The organism is Lactobacillus sp. OTU4228, assembly GCF_001006945.1.
In the GTDB taxonomy this organism is placed as follows: domain Bacteria; phylum Bacillota; class Bacilli; order Lactobacillales; family Lactobacillaceae; genus Lactobacillus; species Lactobacillus amylovorus.
This window is the reverse complement of the sequence record NZ_CDLD01000041.1, coordinates 63,185-83,918: the sequence shown is the minus strand read 5'-3', so window position 1 is coordinate 83,918 and position 20,734 is coordinate 63,185. Positions and strand designations below refer to the sequence as shown.

At 39.6% G+C, this 20,734-nt stretch carries 18 protein-coding genes; 5 read left to right on the top strand and 13 right to left on the bottom strand.

Annotation, left to right across the window (positions count from 1 at the left end; translation table 11 throughout):
- Position 1: 1 nt before the first annotated feature.
- The 13 genes from BN1206_RS09140 to dnaA all read right to left on the bottom strand — a co-directional run bounded on the left by BN1206_RS09140 (position 2) and on the right by dnaA (position 15,303).
- Entirely contained in the window at positions 2–949 is a 948-nt protein-coding gene (locus BN1206_RS09140) for a phosphate/phosphite/phosphonate ABC transporter substrate-binding protein (RefSeq protein WP_013436851.1), read from the bottom strand.
- 225 nt (positions 950–1,174) lie between these two features.
- Positions 1,175–2,569, bottom strand: coding sequence for a replicative DNA helicase (gene dnaB / locus BN1206_RS09135; protein ID WP_013436850.1), 1,395 nt, complete (start codon positions 2,567–2,569; stop codon positions 1,175–1,177).
- A gap of 28 nt (positions 2,570–2,597) precedes the next feature.
- Positions 2,598–3,053 (bottom strand): 50S ribosomal protein L9, encoded by a 456-nt coding sequence (gene rplI, locus BN1206_RS09130; RefSeq protein WP_013436849.1) that lies wholly within the window; start codon positions 3,051–3,053, stop codon positions 2,598–2,600.
- Positions 3,054–3,067: 14 nt separating this feature from the next.
- A complete protein-coding gene (locus tag BN1206_RS09125) occupies positions 3,068–5,089 on the bottom strand; it encodes a DHH family phosphoesterase (RefSeq protein ID WP_013436848.1) in 2,022 nt (673 codons plus the stop codon).
- Between the two features lie 168 nt (positions 5,090–5,257).
- Complete coding sequence (gene rpsR / locus BN1206_RS09120) at positions 5,258–5,494, bottom strand: 30S ribosomal protein S18 (protein WP_003549366.1); 237 nt, start codon at positions 5,492–5,494, stop codon at positions 5,258–5,260.
- Positions 5,495–5,522: 28 nt separating this feature from the next.
- Positions 5,523–6,044: a single-stranded DNA-binding protein gene (ssb, locus tag BN1206_RS09115; protein WP_013436847.1), complete on the bottom strand. Its 522-nt coding sequence runs from the start codon at positions 6,042–6,044 to the stop codon at positions 5,523–5,525.
- Positions 6,045–6,089: 45 nt separating this feature from the next.
- Positions 6,090–6,386 carry a 30S ribosomal protein S6 gene (gene rpsF / locus BN1206_RS09110; RefSeq protein ID WP_005723612.1) on the bottom strand — a complete coding sequence of 99 codons (297 nt, stop codon included), beginning with the start codon at positions 6,384–6,386 and terminating at the stop codon, positions 6,090–6,092.
- A gap of 218 nt (positions 6,387–6,604) precedes the next feature.
- Complete coding sequence (gyrA, locus tag BN1206_RS09105; RefSeq protein ID WP_013436846.1) at positions 6,605–9,070, bottom strand: DNA gyrase subunit A; 2,466 nt, start codon at positions 9,068–9,070, stop codon at positions 6,605–6,607.
- A gap of 10 nt (positions 9,071–9,080) precedes the next feature.
- The gene (gyrB, locus tag BN1206_RS09100) at positions 9,081–11,045 is read right to left on the bottom strand and encodes a DNA topoisomerase (ATP-hydrolyzing) subunit B (RefSeq protein WP_013436845.1); all 1,965 of its coding nucleotides are present in this window, start codon (positions 11,043–11,045) and stop codon (positions 9,081–9,083) included.
- Entirely contained in the window at positions 11,046–12,173 is a 1,128-nt protein-coding gene (recF, locus tag BN1206_RS09095) for a DNA replication/repair protein RecF (RefSeq protein ID WP_013436844.1), read from the bottom strand.
- Positions 12,173–12,397, bottom strand: coding sequence for a S4 domain-containing protein YaaA (yaaA, locus tag BN1206_RS09090; protein ID WP_013436843.1), 225 nt, complete (start codon positions 12,395–12,397; stop codon positions 12,173–12,175). Before yaaA ends, recF begins: the two co-directional genes overlap by 1 nt.
- Before the next feature lie 231 nt (positions 12,398–12,628).
- Entirely contained in the window at positions 12,629–13,759 is a 1,131-nt protein-coding gene (gene dnaN, locus BN1206_RS09085; RefSeq protein WP_052543285.1) for a DNA polymerase III subunit beta, read from the bottom strand.
- 176 nt (positions 13,760–13,935) lie between these two features.
- Positions 13,936–15,303 carry a chromosomal replication initiator protein DnaA gene (dnaA, locus tag BN1206_RS09080; protein ID WP_013436841.1) on the bottom strand — a complete coding sequence of 456 codons (1,368 nt, stop codon included), beginning with the start codon at positions 15,301–15,303 and terminating at the stop codon, positions 13,936–13,938.
- Positions 15,304–15,781: 478 nt separating this feature from the next.
- On the opposite strand from dnaA, the gene rpmH reads away from it, so the two are divergent.
- The 5 genes from rpmH (at position 15,782) to mnmG (ending at position 20,622) form a co-directional block, all read left to right on the top strand.
- Positions 15,782–15,922 (top strand): 50S ribosomal protein L34, encoded by a 141-nt coding sequence (gene rpmH, locus BN1206_RS09075; protein WP_003549412.1) that lies wholly within the window; start codon positions 15,782–15,784, stop codon positions 15,920–15,922.
- A 51-nt stretch (positions 15,923–15,973) separates the two neighbouring features.
- Positions 15,974–16,342: a ribonuclease P protein component gene (rnpA, locus tag BN1206_RS09070; RefSeq protein ID WP_013438816.1), complete on the top strand. Its 369-nt coding sequence runs from the start codon at positions 15,974–15,976 to the stop codon at positions 16,340–16,342.
- Positions 16,323–17,219, top strand: a complete 897-nt coding sequence (locus BN1206_RS09065) for a YidC/Oxa1 family membrane protein insertase (RefSeq protein WP_013438815.1) — start codon at positions 16,323–16,325, stop codon at positions 17,217–17,219. The genes rnpA and BN1206_RS09065 overlap by 20 nt, the downstream gene beginning before the upstream one ends.
- 110 nt (positions 17,220–17,329) lie before the next feature.
- On the top strand, positions 17,330–18,715 hold the full coding sequence (gene mnmE, locus BN1206_RS09060) for a tRNA uridine-5-carboxymethylaminomethyl(34) synthesis GTPase MnmE (protein WP_013438814.1): 1,386 nt from the start codon (positions 17,330–17,332) through the stop codon (positions 18,713–18,715).
- Between the two features lie 8 nt (positions 18,716–18,723).
- Positions 18,724–20,622: a tRNA uridine-5-carboxymethylaminomethyl(34) synthesis enzyme MnmG gene (gene mnmG / locus BN1206_RS09055; RefSeq protein WP_013438813.1), complete on the top strand. Its 1,899-nt coding sequence runs from the start codon at positions 18,724–18,726 to the stop codon at positions 20,620–20,622.
- Positions 20,623–20,734 lie beyond the last annotated feature (112 nt).

The following is a 20,734-nucleotide window of genomic DNA, read 5'->3' as shown; positions in this document are numbered from 1 at the left end:
TTTAGTTATTATTACTACTGCCGCCAGTAGCTTTGTTAACAATCTTTTGGTATTGACGCAAGCCATCGAAGTCTGAGTCTTTGGCACTTACATAGCCATAATGGTTGTAAATACTTTCAATGATTTGCTTACCCTTCTTAGACTTAGCAATGTTCTTGAATGCCTTAGAAAGTTTAGCTCTAAACTTCTTAGGCATGTCTTTTCTAACTGCGATGGTGTCGTTAGGAATCCACTTAGTGAAGTAGATTGGCACAACGTCAGTCATTGCCTTCTTATCGTCTTGAGCTGCAATGTTACGTGCATCTGAGAAGACGAATGCAGCATCAACGTCACCGTTCAATACTGAAAGAACTTCTTGATCATCACCTTTGATGTTAACAAGCTTACATTCCTTAGTAACATTTAAGCCCTTCTTGTAAAGTTCTGCAACTGGGTAAACGTAACCGGATGAAGAACTTGGATCACCGATAGCAATCTTTTTACCTTTAAGGTCCTTCCATGACTTGATTTTAGAACCCTTCTTAACCACGATCATACCGCGGTATTTGTGCATTAAAGTGTGATTCATCTTACCAGATGGTTCATCATAGCCGTAACGTTCAGCTTGTAAAAGTACGTCCGCAATTCCGCGTTTATGAGCAAGGATGTAAGAATATGGTGGCATGAAACCAACGTCAACTTTCTTAGATGACATAGCTTCAACCAAACCACTGTAGTCTGTAGAAACTGTTACGTGAACTGGAATATGCAATTGCTTTTGTAAAAGCGTTCCAAGTGGCTTGGCCTTAGCTTCCATCTTGTTAGCTTGAGTACTTGGTACGAATTCGACATTCAATTCTTTTGGTTCATTTGATGAAGATGAACTACTCTTTTGATTGTTCGAACATGCCGCAAGTGAAACAGTAGCTAAAACTGCTAAAGCTCCAACTAATACTTTTTTAAACTTCATAAACCTGAAATTCCTCCAAAAAATTAATTAATAGGTTTCATCACATAAATAGGTATAACAGAATAAATGCTAGATTTCAATATAAAATGCGAATTATATTATTTATATTTATGATTATTGTTCTGATATTTATTTTATATTTCCTGTGATATCAACATTCGTCACTTAATATTCGGATTTTGAATACTCTTAATAAATAAAAAAGCACATGCTTTTAACATGTGCTTAATTGCCATCAGGATCATCATGAGCATAATCAAGGTTCGAGAAGCGGTTATATGGCTTCGAGAACATTAATTTAACAGTCCCACGACTACCTGAACGGTTCTTTTCAATAATTACTTCAACTTCACCGTTATCGTCTTCTGCTCCGACTTCACTACTGCTACCGCTATTTTCACCATCTTCGGGTTCATCACGATAGTAGTCGTCACGATAAAGGAACGAAACAATATCGGCATCCTGTTCAATTGACCCAGATTCACGAATATCGGACAATACAGGCCGTTTATCTTGACGCTGCTCAACTGACCGTGACAACTGTGAAAGGGCAATGACAGGCACGTGAAGCTCCTTAGCAAGCTTCTTAAGTTGTCTAGAAATTGCGGAAACTTCTTGTTGCCGTGATTCACTACGTGGACCTTCAATCAGCTGCAAGTAGTCGACAACAACTAAACCTAAATTGCCCTTTTCTTTAGCCAGTCGCCGTGACTTGGCACGAATTTCACTCATTTTGATACCTGGCGTATCGTCAATGAAAATGTCGGTGCCAGCTAGTGATCCAGCCGCCATAACCAAATTGTGCCATTCTTCCTGATCTAATTGACCAGTTCTAAGATGCTGTGAATCAATCAGCCCTTCAGAAGCTAACATTCTTTGTACAAGCTGTTCACCACTCATTTCTAGTGAGAACATCGCCACAGATTTATCAGTGTGTAAACCGACATATTGGGCCACATTTAATGCAAAAGAAGTTTTACCAACACCAGGACGAGCGGCAATAATGATCAATTCGTCATCGTGAAAACCAGTAGTCATTTTATCCAGCTCATAGAAACCGGTTGGCAAACCCGTAACCATATTATTATCTTCAGGCAAGTTGTTAATATCATTAATCGTTGAGTTAACAACTTCCTTAATTGATCTAAAGCCACCGGTGTTGTTCTCAGACGAGACATTCATGATCTCGCTTTCCGCGTCATCAAGAATATCCGTTACATCGTCTGAACCATTGATGGCATTAGTAATAATATTTTGACTGGCTGAAATCAGTCTTCTGAGCAAGGCCTTTCTGTGCACAATTTGTGCATAAAAGTTAACGTGTGCCGCAGTTGGCGTGGACATTGCTAATTCTGAAACATAGCCAATGCCACCTATATCATCAAGCTGATTACGTTTATTCAGCTCATCCTGAAGAGTCAGTGGATCAATTGCATCCCCACGATCAGACAAGTCCAGCATTGCCTGGAAAATAATCTGATTTGCGCGTTCATAAAAATCTTCAGGCTGAACGACCGCACTAGCATCCGCAATCGCTTCTGGATCAATGAAAATCGCACCTAGAACGGCTTTTTCAGCGTCGGAGTCATGCGGAATTTGTTGAGAAACAATATTATCCATCAATCACAACCACTTTTTATAAAAATAATTAGTCTTGTTCAGTAACGTGAACGCGAATAGTTCCTTCAACGCCCTTGAATAACTTAACGTGAACGTTAGTGTAACCCAAAGTCTTGATTGGTTCTGGAAGGTTCAACTTACGCTTGTCAATCTTGATACCGTATTGCTTTTCAAGGCCTTCAACAATCTTCTTGCTTGAGATTGAACCGAACAAACGAGAATCGTTACCAGCCTTTGACTTGAAATTAACAATAGTGCTGTCTTTTTCAAGTTCTGCCTTAATCTTTTCGGCTTCAGCCTTTTCTGCTTCATAAGCAGCCTTTTCGTTAGCTTCAACACGCTTCAAAGTGTTCATGTTACCCTTAGTAGCTGCCTTGGCAAGACCACGCTTGATTAAATAGTTTTGTGCATAGCCATCTGGAACTTCCTTAACTTGTCCACGCTTGCCTCGACCTCTAACGTCTTGTGTAAAAATAACTTTCATTCTCGGGTCCCCCTTTAATCATTTTCTTCTTCATATTCATCAATTGCTTTAAGCAATTTTTGTTTTGCCTCTTCAATAGTAACACCCTTGATCTGAGTTGCCGCATTTGAAAGGTGTCCACCACCGCCGAGTTTTTCCATAATAATTTGAACATTGATCTTGCCCATTGAACGAGCAGAAATACCAATCGTATCTGAGCTACGTCTAGTAATGGCAAAGCTTGCACCTACATTTTCCAAATCAAGCGCAGTATCGGCCGCTTGAGCGGTGATGATCGGATCAATAATCTTATCATCAGGACCACAAAGTACGGCCATATGTGGCTTAACCATCTTGAGCGTTGCGACCAAGTGAGTTCGTTCAAGGAAGCTATCAATGTCTTCTTTTAACAACATGCTTACTACGGCTGAATCGGCACCGATTGAACGCAAGTAACTTGCGGCATCGAAGGTTCTCGTACCAGTTCTAAGTGAGAATTCCTTTGAGTCAACAACGATACCAGCAAGCATGGCTGTTGCTTCAAGGTCAGTCAATACTCGCTTACCATTAGCTGGCTGTTGATATTCAATCATTTCGGTAACCAATTCACAGGCAGACGATGCATATGGTTCAACATATGTAAGCATTGGATTCTCTGGGAATTCCTCGCCACGTCTGTGGTGGTCAATTACGATAATTCTGTTTTTCAACCGGTCATATAACGGTTGTGAATAAGTAATTGAATACTTAGAATGGTCCACCATTACCAACATTGACTTGTCGGTAACCTCGGACAAAGCCTCTTCAGGACTGATAAAGATATCTTTATCCTGATTCTTTTGTTGCATCCGAGTAACCAAACGACCAACGTCATAATTGGTCTTATTGGTATCAAGGACGAAATTGGCTTTAACGCCGTGAAGACGAGCCAATTTTACTACACCAATACCACTACCGACAGAGTCCATGTCAGGACGTTGATGTCCTACTACGAAGACACGATCTGCATCTTTGAACAATTCACTAATTGCTTGAGAAACCATTCTCGCTCTAACACGAGTACGTTTCTCCATTGGGTTGGATTTACCACCGTAGAAACGGGCATCCTTACCTGGCTGACGCAAAACAACCTGATCCCCGCCTCGGCCCAGTGCTAAGTCTAGGTTGGATTGAGCCTGGTTAGCAATTTCGGATAATGAATCACTGCCAAAGGCAATCCCCATCGATAAGGTCAATGGAGTATTGTTACGGCTAGTTTCTTGGCGCACCTTATCCAAAACGGAGAACTTGTCCTTTTCCATTTCTGCCAAATCCTGCATATGAACCAGCAACAGGAAATGATCTTCATCAATCCGCTTTAAATAGGCCTTAAACTTCTTAGCATAATTGCTCAATGTGTTTTGCACATAGGAACTCATGCTGGTCAATTCCTGATCATGCATGGTTTCGCTCAATTCATCGTAGTTATCGATGAAGATTTGACCAATAGCTAGACGCTCAGCCTTATACTTATCTTCAATTTTTGCATAGCGCGTAATATCCAATAGATAAATTACGCCCAAGTTATCTTGAACCACCATCTCAAAGCGATGTCCATCCCAATCGACGATATGATTCTCTGAGGTTTTAGCTTCAATTGCTTCATTAAGCAGCTTATTTAAGTCCGGATCAACAGCCTCAATAGTATGTCCTACCAAATCCGTATCCTTCAAATACAATTGCAAGTATGGATTGACCCATTGAATTTGGTGATCAGAATCATACAGCAAAATACCCAAAGGCATCTTGATCATTGCTTCTTGCTCACTACGCTTTATGCGGTAAGACAAGTTGACTGCGAAGTTATTCGCATTGCCTGCCAAAATATAGGTTCCATAAATTGCAAAAGCAACGGTAAGGATAAAAATCAATACCATTGCCAACCCGAATAACGGATTCATAATCATTGCAATTACGCTTCCCAGTAAGGAAAGCGACAAAATGATTATCATGGAAGCTGTTAATCTTGAATCCTTAATAAACTCAGGCAATTCAAGCTTATGTAAAAAATCTTTCATGAAGATCCTTCCTATAAGAGTAAACTATATCAGTGTCAATTATACCTTATTAAGTACCTGTATTGAAAAGGTTGAAACTAAAAAATCAAATCCAAGTATTCACTCAGATTTGATATGAAAAAAGGCTAGGAGAATATCTCCTAACCTCTGGTTTTTATTCGATCTAAATTAGTCTTCAGCAACGAATGGCAATAAGCCCATGATACGAGCTCTCTTAATTGCATTAGCTACTTTACGTTGGTTCTTAGCACTAGTGCCAGTAACACGACGTGGTAAAATCTTACCTCTTTCTGAGATAAAACGTTTCAACAGATCGACATCTTTGTAGTCAACGTAATCGATGTGGTTAGCTGCGATGTAGTCAACCTTACGACGACGACGGCCACCTCTTCTTTGTTGAGCCATGTTCTAGAATCCTTTCTTAAATTTATTTTTAGAATGGAAGATCATCATCAGAAATATCAATCGTATCACCTGATCCAGCGAATGGATCTTGTGCATTATTTTGATTGTTATTATTCTGTGGATTATTGTTTTGTGATCCGCCATTATTTTGGAAATTGTTAGTACTTGGTGTACTATTATTTCCATTATTTGGTGTATAACCACCATTTTGACCGCGGGCTTCACGATCCTTGCGTGATTCGAGTAATGCGAAGTTATCAACAACAACTTCAGTTACATATACTCTTTGCCCGTCTTTATTATCATAACTTCTGGTTTGAATTCGGCCATCTACACCAACTAATGAACCTTTAGAGGTAAAGTTGCAGAAGTTTTCTGCTGACTTTCTCCAGATTACACAGCTAATGAAGTCTGCGCCTCTCTCACCTTGACTATTTGTAAATTGACGGTCAACAGCAAGAGTAAACGTAGCAACCGAGATTCCGCTCCCAGTAGTACGCAATTCAGGATCACGTGTTAAACGGCCAACAAGTACAACTCTATTAATCATACTTATGTCCTTCCTTTCCTAAATCACATCGATAATAAATTAAAATTATTTGTCTAACTTAACGGTCATTGAACGTAAGATAGCGTTGTCAATCTTTGACAAACGGCTAAATTCGTTAACTGCGTCAGCGTTGTCAGCAGTGAAAGTCATAATGTGGTAAGTACCTTCACGATACTTATCAATTTCATATGCGAAACGACGCTTGCCCCAGTCTTTGGATTCTACCATAGTACCACCGTTATCAGCGATAACCTTGTCGTAGTTTTCTACGAGAGCCTTCTTGTTGTCTTCGTCAACATCTGGCTTGATGATGTAAGTTACTTCGTACTTTGTAGTTGCCATGACTATTGCACCTCCTTTTGGACTATATGGTTCTTGCTAAAATCAAGAACAAGGAGTAATTGGAATATTACTCGCAATTTCTAATTCTAGCATATAAACAAAAAATTACCAAACAGTTTTTCACGTGATCCTGGCAGTTTTTTTACTGCTCACTATTTATTACGCAAAAAAGTTTGATAATTTTTTTAAAAGTTGAAATTTTTTGTTTTTTTAATTATTTATTCATCGTCATCGGTTTGATTTTGTTCAGCTTCAGTTGGAACAATGGTCAAACTTGCAACCTTGCTGTCATCGTTAACCTTAATCAAACGAACACCCATTGTGCTACGTCCAGTTTGAGAAACGTCCTTGGTCTTGAAACGAATCATAATTCCGTTCGTAGTAATTACCATGATGTCCTTGCCTTTGTCCACAACGATTACACCGGCAAGAGGACCATTCTTTTCAGTGATGTTGGCAGTTTTAATACCTTTACCACCACGACCCTTAACTGGGTATTCAGCGGCAGGAGTACGTTTACCGTAACCCTTTTCTGAAATGACTAAGACCTGATCGTCCTTGCCTAAAACGCCTGAGCCGACAACGTAGTCGTTTTCACGCAAGTTGATACCACGAACACCGGCAGCGGTTCTACCCATGGCACGAACGTCGCTTTCCTTGAAGGTAACGGCATAACCCAAGTGAGTACCGATCAAAATGTTTTGGTTGCCATCAGTGGTCAAAACGTTGCTCAATTCATCCCCATCGCGGAGAGTAAGGGCAATCAAACCACTGTTTCTAATGTTAGAAAATTCGCTAACGTGGGTACGCTTAACTGTTCCCATCTTGGTGATAAAGAACAAGTAGTTATCATCCGCATTTTCAGGAATGTTGATAACTGTTTGAACCTTTTCGCCCTTCTCTAATTGGAGCAAGTTAACTACTGGCAAACCTTTAGCCATTCGACCATATTCAGGAATTTCGTAGGCCTTCTTTGAGTAAACCTTACCTGCATTGGTAAAGAACAAAAGCATGTCATGCGTACTTGAGTAAATCAAGTGTTCAATAAAGTCGCCGTCTTGAACACCCATACCTTTAATACCCTTACCACCACGGTTTTGGGTCTTAAATTCTTGGATAGGCATTCTCTTGATGTAGCCGTTATGCGTTACAGTCAAAAGAATGTTTTGCTTTTCAATCAAATCTTCGTCTTCGATTGAAACAACTTCACTGGCACCAATTTCGGTTCTACGCTTATCACCAAAACGCTTTTGGATATCGAGCAATTCATCGTAAATGATTTGGTCGATTCTTTCTGGCTTAGCAAGAATATCCTTGTAGTCTGCAATCTTAGCTTGTAAATCTTTGTATTCAGCTTCAACCTTGTCACGTTCCAATCCGGTCAAACGAACTAAACGCATGTCTAAAATGGCTTGTGATTGTTTATCATCAAGGCCAAAACGACTGATCAAAGTTGCCTTAGCGATATCGCTTGAATGACTGCTACGGATGATGTGGACAATTTCATCGATGTTGTCCAAGGCAATTCTCAAACCTTCGAGAATGTGTGCTCTTGCTTCAGCCTTAGCTAATTCGAACTTAGTTCTGCGAGTTACAACATCTTCTTGGTGATCCAAGTAGTATTGGAGCATTTGCTTCAAGGTGAGGTAATGTGGTGCACCATCAACAATGGCAACCATATTCATCCCGAAGTTGGCCTGCATTTGAGTTTGCTTGAACAAGTTGTTTAAAACAACGCTCGCACTTGCATCCCTACGGATATCAATTGTGATCCGCATACCAGTCTGGTCGGATTCATCACGAACACCGGTAATTCCATCGATGATCTTTTCACGAGCCAAGTCAGCAATCTTTTTAACTAATTCAGCCTTGTTAACCATGAATGGAATTTCGCTGACTATAATTCTTTCACGGCCACTCTTTTCGGTTTCGATATTCGTTTTGGCACGAACAACGATGTTGCCCTTACCAGTTTCATAAGCACGGTAAATACCGCCACGGCCCATGATAATTCCGCCTGTTGGGAAGTCCGGACCTGGAATAACTTTCATCAAATCCTTGGTAGTAGCGTCAGGATTTTTCATCAACATGTGCAAACCACTAATAACTTCACTCAAGTTATGAGGTGGAATGTTAGTGGTCATACCAACGGCAATACCGTTAGCACCGTTGACAAGCAAGTTAGGAATTCTAGCTGGCAAAACTACTGGTTCATTTTCGGTATCATCGTAGTTTCTTTGCCAGTCGATCGTGTTCTTGTTAATATCACGAAGCATTTCCACAGCGATCTTGCTCATTCTTGCTTCGGTATAACGCATTGCGGCTGGTTCATCACCGTCGACAGAACCGAAGTTTCCGTGTCCGTCAACCAACATGTAACGGTATGAGAAGTCTTGTGCCATGTGGGCCATAGCCAAATAAATTGATGAGTCACCGTGTGGGTGGAACTTACCCATAACTTCACCAACAATTCTGGCACTCTTTTTGTATGGCTTGTCAGGTGTTACGCCCAATTCGCTCATTCCGTAAAGAATACGACGCTGTACTGGTTTTAAACCATCACGAACATCAGGTAAAGCACGTGCCACAATAACTGACATCGCATAGTCCAAGAAGGAGCTACGCATCATGCTGGTCAGATCAACGTTTCTAATTCTATGATCTTGAGTTTGATTCTCGTCCATTTAAAACCTCCTACGCATCTAGGTTTTCTACATACTTGGCGTTCTTTTCAATAAAGCTACGTCTAGGTGCAACTTCATTACCCATCAAAAGTTCAAAGACCGCATCGGCATCTTTAGCATATTCAGGACTTACACGATCTAATCGTCTGTTTTCAGGATTCATGGTTGTTTCCCAAAGTTGTTCTGGGTCCATTTCACCTAACCCCTTGTAACGTTGAACTACTGGCTTTGGACTTGGTTGCAAGCTGCCTAAGTAGTCGTGCAATTCTTCGTCAGTATCAAGATATTTAACAACCTTGCCTTGACGAACTTGGTACAGAGGTGGACGAGCGATATAAACATATCCCTTGTCGATCATTGGACGCATGTAGTTGTAGAACAGCGTTAAAAGAAGAGTTCTAATGTGGGCACCATCGACATCGGCATCAGTCATGATAATCAACTTGTGATAACGTGCCTTTGAAACATCGAAGTCTGCGCCGAAGCCTGTGCCTAAAGCTGTGAATAAAGATCTAATTTCTTGGTTAGCCAAAATTCGATCCATTGAAGCTTTTTCCACATTCAAGATCTTACCTCTGATTGGCAAAATAGCTTGAGTCAAACGAGATCTACCTTGCTTTGCGGAACCACCGGCTGAGTTACCTTCGACGATGAACAATTCTGAAATACTTGGATCATTACTGGTGTTGTCAGCCAGCTTACCTGGCAAGTTGGCAATTTCCAAACCAGACTTTTTACGCGTTACTTCACGCGCACGCTTAGCAGCAGTTCTAGCACGTTCTGCTAATTGACCTTTTTCCACAATCTTACGCCCAACTGATGGGTTTTCCATTAAAAAGCGGCTAAAGGTTTCAGAGAATGACTTGTCAACAGCAGTTCTAGCATCTGAGTTACCCAGCTTGGTCTTAGTCTGACCTTCGAATTGTGGATTAGGGTGCTTAACTGAAACAACTGCAGTCATCCCTTCACGAATATCTTCACCAGAAAGATTATCGTCTTTGTCCTTTAAGATCTTAGCCTTGTGGGCATAGTCGTTAACCACACGCGTTAAAGCGGTCTTAAATCCAGCTTCGTGCATCCCACCTTCATAGGTGTGAATGTTGTTAGCGAAGGTCATTAACGTTGTCTTATAGCCATTTGTATATTGCAAAGCTACTTCAACGTCGATACCGTTATAAGTGCTTTCCACATAGATAGGATCATCAAACAATACTTCTTGGTCCTTGTTCAAAAAGGCAACGTATTCTTTGATACCACCTTCAAACTTGTAAACATCGGTTTCTGCACTATCTTTACGCTTATCAGTAAAGGTAAGTGTTAATCCCTTGTTCAAAAAGGCTAATTCACGAATTCTGTTCTTTAAAATCTTGTCGTCAAAGACGGTAGTTTCGGTAAAGATATCAGGATCTGGGTAAAAGTGAACGATAGTACCGTGTTCACTAAGTGGAACCGTACCGATTTGTTTCATCTCATCCTTTACACGACCGTGATCAAAGTCAATGAAGTACTTCTTGCCATCACGCATAACAGTAACATCAAGCTTTGTGGATAAGGCGTTAACAACTGAAGCACCTACACCGTGCAAACCACCTGAAACTTTATATCCGCCACCGCCAAATTTACCGCCGGCGTGAAGAACAGTGAAGACAGTTTCAAGTGCTGGACGACCAGTTTTTTCTTGGATATCCACAGGAATACCACGACCATCATCTTGAACAGTAACGCTGCCATCTTCGTTGATAGTAACCTCGATCTTGGTGGCAAAACCAGCAAGTCGTTCGTCAATACTGTTATCAATAATTTCCCACACTAAATGGTGCAATCCTTGAGAACTAGTCGAACCGATATACATACCAGGACGCTTGCGGACAGCCTCAAGACCACCTAAGACTTGGATTTGACTGGCATTATACTTGTCGGCCTCTTTTTCATATTTTTTGACCTTATCAAGATTTTCTTTTGATTTATCAGCCATTTAATTCTCCTTCTCCAAACTAATTTTGCCTGATTGAATGTGGTACACGCGTGGCTTCTTGATTATTTCCCAAGAAATCCCCTCTAAGTCAGTTGTGGTAATAAACGTTTGGGTCTTTCCATGAATGTAATTAAGAAGTGCACTCTGACGACCATGATCCAATTCGCTCATGACATCATCTAACAGCAATAACGGATATTCATCGGTCAACTGGTGAACCAACTGAATTTCCGCTAGTTTTACGCTAAGAGCAATGGAGCGCTGCTGCCCTTGCGAAGCATACAAATGAGCATTTTTACCATCAAGCTTAAACTCAATATCATCGCGATGCGGACCAGATGTAGTAGTTCCTTTGCGGATTTCGGTTGCTTTATTGCGTTCAAAACTTGCTAGGATCTTTTGGTAGATCGTTTCGGTATTATCGTCTGCTTCAATATCTGAAACAGATGGATGATACGCAATTGCGAGTTTTTCACCGCCTAAGCTAATATGTGCATAAGCATCACTAGCGTAATGACTCAAATATCTTAGAAATTTAAAGCGGCGAGAAATTACTTCTGCCGCGATACCAGCTAACTGATCTGACAAAACGTCTAGAAAAACCTGATCTTTCGCCTTGCCTTTAGACAGTTGCTTTAAATAATTATTCTTTTGCATCAGTACCTGGCGATACTTGCTGGCAAAATATAGATATTCCGGATTAATTTGACCAAATTCTTGATCCATGAATCGACGTCGCAAAGCTGGCGCACCCTTTATCAACTCCAAATCTTCTGGAGAAAATAAAATTGCATTCAGCTGCCCCACATATTTGGAGAGCTTGCTTTGCTCAACCCGGTTTATCCACACTTTTTTACCCTTTTTTGTGATTAACACTCGCAAAGTCAGATCAACTTGACTCTTTTGCACATGACCTAATAAATTTGCGTATTCTCCATCAAAACCAATTAATTCTTTATCATTATTCGTTCTATGGGAACGTGTTAATGCCAAAAAATAAATTGCCTCTAGCAAATTAGTCTTGCCTTGTGCATTCTTGCCAATAAAAATATTGACGTTAGGGTCAAAGTCCACATCCAACTTTTTCAAATTGCGAAAGTTTTGCACAGTGAAATGATCAAGATACATTAATCTTCCTGCCGAAACTCGTACTCTTGTCCATTTACGAGCAAACGATCGTTAGCAAAGATTTTTTTGCCGCGTCGCTGCTCGAGTTCTCCATTTAAAGTTACGGGATTATCTTGCAGATAAAATTTCGCTTGTCCACCGGATGAAATAAAGCTTTCCTCCTTCAGGAATTGTCCCAAAGTTATGTACTCGCCTGTAATTGTAAAATACTTGATAATACTCACCTTCAATGCCCTTTATACCTATATAATTATATTAGTTTTCGACAAAAATAACAAACCTAAAACGCTATTTAAAGCGATATAAGCGTTTTTTTAAAAAATAAACTAATCACACTAGGCCGAAGAAAAAGTAACAGAGACCGATTTTTGACGCTTTAAACAAAAAACAAAAAAATAAAAGCCACCTTTTGCGGTGGCTTTTTAAGAAGCTTAATCTTAATATTGTGTAATTGATTAATAAGTTCTAACCGGAGTAATCAATTGAACGAAGTCAACGTCTTCTTTATCAGGATTGATGACAAATGGACGAAGTGGTTTAGTAAAGTTCATAATTACTGAATCAGTAACAGAAGCTCTGAGGGCATCGCGCATGTAATCTGGGTTAAATGAAATTTCCAAATTATTACCTTCCAAGTTTCTGAAGCTAACATCTTCTTCTACGTTACCAATTTCAGCTGATTTACCTGATAACTTAGCAGTTTGGTTTCCCACATCCAAAGTTAACGTTACAACGTTGTTGCGGCCAGCGTGCGTTAACAAACTTGCACGTTCAAGCGCACTAGATAATTCAGGAATATCAAATTCAATGCTGGTAGTCTTTTCGGTCGGAATCAAACGATCGGTATCAGGGTAATTACCGTCAAGCAAACGTGAGTAGAATGAAAGATTGCCAATTACAAAGAGCGCTTGATTGTCCCCTGGGCAAACTTTTACTTCTGGGTCTGCTTCGGCAATAATTCTTGCCAATTCTTGCAAGCTCTTCCCTGGAATAATTAAATCAGTTTCTGATTGAGGTCCGTTTTCTAAAGCAATAGTTCTTTGTGAAAGACGGTGTGAATCAGTGGCAACCGCCTTAATGCTATCAGGATTAAAAAAGAAACGTACACCAGTTAAAATTGCTCTTGTTTGATCATTTGAAGTAGCAAATTGTGTTTCATTGATAATTTCTCTGAAAGTTTTACCTGAAATAGTAAATGATGCAGCATCAGAAATTTCTGGTAAACGAGGATAATTATTTGCATCCAAACCATTAATCGTAAATTCGCTATTTTCAGATACGATTTGAGTTTGGAAACTTTCTTTTACTTCAAAAGAGAAATCTTTACCTGGCAACTTTTTAACAATTTCACTGAAAAATCTAGCAGGCAAAACAATTGATCCTGTGGATTCTACGTTCAAGTCCTCATTTACAGGAATCTTGATTTCAATAGAAATATCTGTATCGCTACCTGTTAAAGTTAATTCATCTTCTGTTAAATCCAATTTGATCCCACTAAGAATTGGAATAGTAGCTCTTGATGAAATGGCACGCATAACATTGTTTAAGTTCTCGATAAACAGGTTGCGATTGATCGTAAATTTCATTTTAATCCTCCTAAACGAAAGTGACTTTTCTTTTTTATTTAATTATATATTTAATTAGTAGTAGTAGGGCCTGTGAATTCTGTTGAAAACTCATAAGAAGCCTGAAAATAACGGAATTGTAACGGTTAAAAAAGATGTGTAAAACTCGCAAAGTTGTCCACAGTGGATAACTTTGATTAATGCTCAAGCATTTGTTTCAAATCGAAAACAGCCGTTTTGATGTCAGCATCAGTTTTCATTTGCTTATCGATTTTATCATAAGCGTGCATAACTGTCGTGTGATCTTTTCCGCCAAATTCTTGTCCTATCTTAGGTAAACTTGCATCAGTTAATTCCCGAGAAAGATACATCGCGATCTGTCGTGGTACCACAATCTGCCGTACACGCTTTTTACCCTTCAATTCGGCTGTCGAAGTTTGGAAGTAATTTGCGACAACTTCCTGTATTTTCGAAATTTGTAGTCCACGATTTTTTTGTACGAGTTTCAGGTCAACTAAGGCTTCTCGAGCTAAGTTAACGTCGATGTCAGCCTTTTCGATAGTAGCATATGCTTGAACTTTAACTAAAGCCCCTTCGAGTTCTCTAATATTAGTATCTACTTGAGAAGCAATGTAATCGAGAGTGTTGTCATCAATAGTTAAGCCTTCAGATTCAGCCTTTCTTCGTAAAATTGCGATTCGGGTTTCCAAATCTGGAGGAGTAATTTCAACTTGTAAGCCCCATGTAAATCGAGAAACTAAACGTTCAGACAGATCAGGAATTTCTGTAGGTAAACGATCACTGGTCATCACGATTTGCTTTTGATCATTATATAGGGTTTCAAAAGTATGGAAGAATTCTTCTTGAATTCCTTCTTTTTTAGCAAAGAATTGAATATCGTCAACTAGTAATAAATCACAGGTTCTGTATTTTTCGCGAAATTGGTCCTGTGTTTTATTTTTTATTGAATTAATAAAGTCGTTGACGAAGGTCTCACTCTGTATATAAACTACTTTAGCGTTGGGTCTTTCAAGCAGCATTTGATGGCCAATTGCTTGCATCAAGTGAGTTTTTCCGAGACCTACTCCCCCGAAGATAAATAAAGGATTATAAAAACTACCAGGACTGTCTGCGACAGCTAATGCGGCACCGGCAGCTAATTTGTTTCCTTCACCTTGAACGAAATTATCAAACGTATATTTTTCGTTTAACTTCAAATCTTTAGTGAATTCTTGTTGTTCCCTATTTCTTGGCTGCACTCGAATATCGTGTTGTGGCTCAGGAGTTACGATTCTTTCAGGCGTGTCACTGTCTTCAGATATCTTAAATACAGGTAGTATTTCGATACCAGCATAGCCGTATGCTGATTGGATTAATTGTGACGAAAGATTTTTCTCCCAGTAACCTTTTGCAACAGGATTTTGAACTAAAATTTGTAGTTCATGAGTTTTTTTATCATAAGAAATAGGTTTAGTATTTTTAAACCATGCATTATAGGCAACTTCATTAAAACGAGCGCGCATTTCGTCGTTAAAGTGTTGCCAAAATTTCTCAATGTCGAACAATTTGCATTCCTCCATGTTGATAAAAAGCATATTTATTTTAGCATGTTGATAAAAAGTTTTCCACAAGTGAAATAAATATTAACAATATAAACATCCTGTGGATATTTTAGAATTTAATATGCACAATTTGACATGACTGAGGTGGAACGATTACTTTATGCACAGTTATAGTGTGGATAGCAAAAGCTATTGTACCAAGACTTTAATTCAAAATCTATATGCGTTATCCACATAGTGTGAATTAAGTTTTTAACACGATGTGAGTTGTGGAAAAAACTAGGGATTAATTTGTGAATTTTGCTTTGTGGAAAAATAAAAATATTTTTTATCCACACAAAAATAGCCAAAAAATCGAAAAATGTGTGGTAAAGAGTGCAGCATTATTTTCAAGAAATACTTGGTTTTTATTGCTATTCGTGCTATCCTTAGTAAGAAATTGTGCAGTTGGCACAAAGAATTTATGGAGGTGCAGTTTATAATGACAACTAAAAGAACTTACCAACCTAAGAAGCGTCACCGTTCACGTGTTCACGGTTTTATGAAGCGCATGAGTACATCAAATGGCCGTAAGGTTTTAGCAAGACGCCGTGCAAAAGGTAGAAAAGTCTTATCTGCTTAAACCACTGAATCCCAGTGGTTTTTTTAGTCTACTAGAGTGGAATGAAACGTTTTGAGAAAGTCTTATCGAGTAAAATCTGAAAAAGATTTCCAGCAAGTTTTCGAATCTGGCGACTCCGTCGCTAACCGTGCTTTTGTCATATATGTAGTAGAAAAACCTGAAAATAAACATTTTCGGGTAGGTATTTCTGTAGGCAAGAAGGTTGGTCATACCGCTGTCGCACGTAATCGACTCAAGCGTTATATTCGGGCCGTAATTGATGAAGAAAAATTGCAAATTAATCCAAATGTTGATTTTTTAATCATTACGCGGCCTTATGCTCGCGATTTTGATATTGTTAAGGTACGCAAGAACTTGCTACATGCGTTAGCTTTGGCACATATCATTGAAGAAATGCCAGATGAAGTTGAGGAAAATTAGATTGAAGGACATTCTGACTAAAAGAAATGTCAAACGTCTTCTTGCAGTCCTAGCTGTAATCACCTTGGCTGTTGTTTTGACAGGGTGTGCAAGTCAGGGTGCAAACGGTCAAGTGGCACCAGTATCACACACAAGTGGTAACTGGTGGGACCGCTGGATTGTTTATTACATGTCAGCTTTCATTTTGTGGCTAGCTAAGTTAATGGGCAATAGCTATGGTTGGGCAATCATTGTCTTCACTGTTATTGTTCGTGTCATCTTGTTGCCTTTGAATGCTATTTCAATTCGAAGCACAACTAAGATGCAAAGCATCCAACCACAAATCAATGAGCTACGTAAGAAGTATCCAGGACGTGACACTGAATCAAGATCGTTATTACAACAAGAAACTAACAAACTGTATAAGGAAGCAGGAGTAAATCCATATGCTGGATGCTTGCCTCTGATCATTCAGTTGCCAGTTATGTATGCTTTGTATGGTGCGATTTTACGTACACCACAATTGCAAACTGGACGCTTTTTATGGATGGATTTGAGTAAACCAGACCCATATTTCATTATGCCTATCTTGGCAATGGCGTTTACTTTCTTGTCTACATATATTAGTCAATTATCAACACCTGCGTCATCTCAAAACGGAATGACCAAGATAATGACCTACGGAATGTCCATTATGGTTGGTGTAATGGCCTTGCAATTCCAATCAGCCATCACACTTTACTGGGTAATTTCTAACTTATTCCAGGCAGTTCAAACCTTTATTTTGCAAAACCCTCTTAAATACAAGAGAGAACAAGAAGCAAAGGCTGAGGCAGAACGCGAACGTAAACGTAAGCTAAGAAGAACCTACAAGCGTTTAGGACGCAAACAAAAATAAAAGAATATTTAATCTAAAAATGATTTTAGATAAAGTAGTCAAAGTGCTTTATCCATCATGTTTATTCGTGGTGGGATAATGCACTTTTTTTATTGAGAAAAGGGAAAATTATGGCTCAAACTTTAACAGAATTTGATACAATTGCAGCGATTTCTACCCCTATTGGTGAAGGTGGAATTTCCATAGTACGAATGTCCGGTGAAGATGCAGTTAAAATTGCTAATGAGGTTTTTAAAGGTGCTAATTTAGCTAAAGTTCCAACTCATACGATCCACTACGGTCATATTATTGACCCTGATACTGGTGAAACTATTGATGAAGCAATGGTTACTGTGTTGCGTGCGCCTAAGACTTTTACCCGTGAAGATATCGTTGAAATCAATTGTCACGGTGGTATCGTTGTTACTAACCGTATTTTGCAGCTTCTTTTAAGCCACGGTGCTCGAATGGCAGACCCTGGCGAATTCACCAAGCGTGCCTTTGTAAATGGACGAATCGATTTGACCCAGGCCGAAAGTGTGATGGATATCGTTCGTGCTAAGACTGACAAGGCACGAAAAGTTGCGGAAAAACAACTTGAAGGTGGACTTTTGCACAAGATACGTGCAATGCGTCAAGAAATTTTAGATACGCTTGCCAATGTGGAAGTTAATATTGACTACCCAGAGTATGATGCTGATACTGTAACTGCTAAGCAAATGGCGGATACAGCAAACTCAGTAATTAAAAAAATTGATCGACTTTTGAGTACGGCTCAAGAGGGTAAAATCTTGCGTAACGGCCTTGCGACAGCGATTGTAGGGCAGCCAAATGTTGGTAAATCTTCATTGCTAAACTACTTAACCCAAAGCGACAAGGCTATCGTAACTGATGTCGCTGGGACTACGCGTGATACGCTTGAAGAATATGTATCTGTAAAAGGTGTACCTCTAGAATTAATTGATACTGCGGGTATTCACCATACTGATGATAAAGTGGAAAAAATTGGTGTGGAAAGATCTAAAAAAGCTCTTGAACGAGCAGATCTTGTTCTCTTGTTAATCGATGCTAGTCAAGAATTAACAGATGAAGATAAAGCACTTATTGACGAAACTAAAGACAAGAAGCGGATTATCATTTTAAACAAATCTGATCTGGGTCAAAAGCTGACAGTTGATCAGATGAAGCAAATGACTGGCAGCGAAGTTATTTCAACTTCAATTTTGAAGGAAAAGAATCTAGATCAGCTTGAAGAAGTGATCAGCAAGTTATTCTTCTCAGGGATTGAAAACTCAAATGATCAGGTTATGGTTACCAACCAACGACAAACTTCACTTTTGCAAAAGGCGAAAAAGGAATTGCAGGATGTTGTGCAAGCTGTGAATGACGGCGTGCCTGTGGATATTGCACAGATTGATTTCACTGGTGCGTGGGATACACTAGGTGAGATTACAGGGGAAAGTGCACCGGATGAATTGATCACAACTTTGTTCAGTCAATTCTGTTTAGGAAAGTAGGGGAAATAATGATTAAGACATATGATTCAAATGAATATGATGTAATCGTTGTAGGAGCGGGTCACGCAGGCTGTGAAGCTGCTCTTGCTAGTGCCCACATGGGACAAAAGACATTACTGTTAACTATTGGGCTTGATATGGTAGCTTTCATGCCATGTAACCCATCTGTAGGTGGTCCAGCCAAGGGTACCGTTGTTAGAGAAATTGATGCTTTAGGTGGTCAAATGGGTAAAAACATTGATGCTACCTACATTCAAATGCGGATGCTTAATACTGGTAAGGGTCCTGCAGTGCGTGCACTTCGTGCTCAAGCTGATAAGTGGCAATATCATGAACACATGAAGGATACCATTGAAAATACACCTAACTTGACTTTGCGTCAGGCAATTGTAGATGAAGTTGTCGTTGAAGATGGCGTCTGCAAAGGAGTAATTACCAATACTGGTGCTAAATACCATGCTAAAAGTGTTGTATTGACTACTGGTACTGCTGCCCGCGGTAAAATCATTATTGGTGAACTTACTTATTCGTCAGGACCTAACAACACTACTCCTTCAATTAAGTTGTCTGAGAATTTGGAAAAGCTTGGTTTTAAGCTTCGTCGTTTCAAGACCGGTACGCCTCCACGTGTTAACGGCAATACTATTGATTATTCCAAGACCGAAGAAGAACCTGGCGACAAGACTCCACGTCACTTCTCATTTGAAACCAAGGATGCCGATTATTTACAACACCAAATTTCTTGCTGGATGACTTATACTAACCCAACCACGCATGAGATTATCCGCAACAATCTTGATCGTGCACCTATGTTTACTGGTGTAATTAAGGGTGTAGGACCTCGTTATTGTCCATCTATTGAAGACAAGGTTGTACGTTTTGCTGATAAGGATCGTCACCAAATTTTCCTTGAACCAGAAGGTGAGACTACCAAGGAAGTTTATGTAGGTGACTTTTCAACTTCAATGCCAGAAGAAGTTCAATTAAAGATGGTTCACTCTGTTGCCGGACTTGAACATGCTGAAATGATGCGTCCAGGCTACGCAATTGAATATGACGTAGTTGAACCATGGCAATTGAAGCATACCTTGGAAACTAAGAACGTAAAGCACTTATTTACTGCAGGTCAAATGAACGGTACTTCCGGTTATGAAGAAGCTGCAGGTCAAGGCTTGATCGCCGGTATTAACGCTGCGCTTTCTGCTCAAAACAAGCCTGGCTTTACTTTGGGTAGAAACGATGCTTATATCGGTGTTTTGATTGATGACTTAGTAACTAAGGGCACTAACGAACCATATCGTTTGCTTACTAGCCGTGCAGAATACCGTTTGATTTTACGTACTGATAACGCCGACTTGCGTTTGACTGAATACGGTCATGAATTAGGTCTTATTTCTGATGAGCGTTACAAGAGATTCGAAGAAAAGAAGCAAGCCATTAAGAAAGCTAAAGAAAGATTGCATGAAATTACAGTTCACTTGACTGATGAGGTGCAAGACTTTTTGAAGAGCATTGGCCAAGAACCAATGAAGGCTGGGGTTAAGGCAGACGTCTTCTTGCGTCGTCCAAATGTAAAGATTGCTGACATCGAAAGATTAACTGGTGAAAAGATTCCAGGCGACCGTTACGTAAAGGAACAGGTAGAAATTGGCATTAAATATGCTGGTTATATCAAGAAAGAGGAAACTCGTATCGCTCGTTTGAAGCGCCAAGAAGCTAAGAAGATTCCTGCAGATATTGATTATGAAGCAATTGAAGGCTTGGCAACTGAAGCACGTCAAAAGTTTGAAAAGATTCGTCCAGAGACTTTGGCCCAAGCAGAGCGTATTTCCGGGGTAAACCCAGCTGATTTGGCTATTTTGAGTGTTTACATTCAAAACGGACGCTATTCAAGAGTTAAAAAATAATTTTTGCTAAAAGATAAAGAGGGCATGATTCAAAAATAATCATGTCCCTCTTTTTTTACTGGAAATAAGATAACCCAGGAAATAATTAGGGCCAAGGAAAAAATAATTGAAA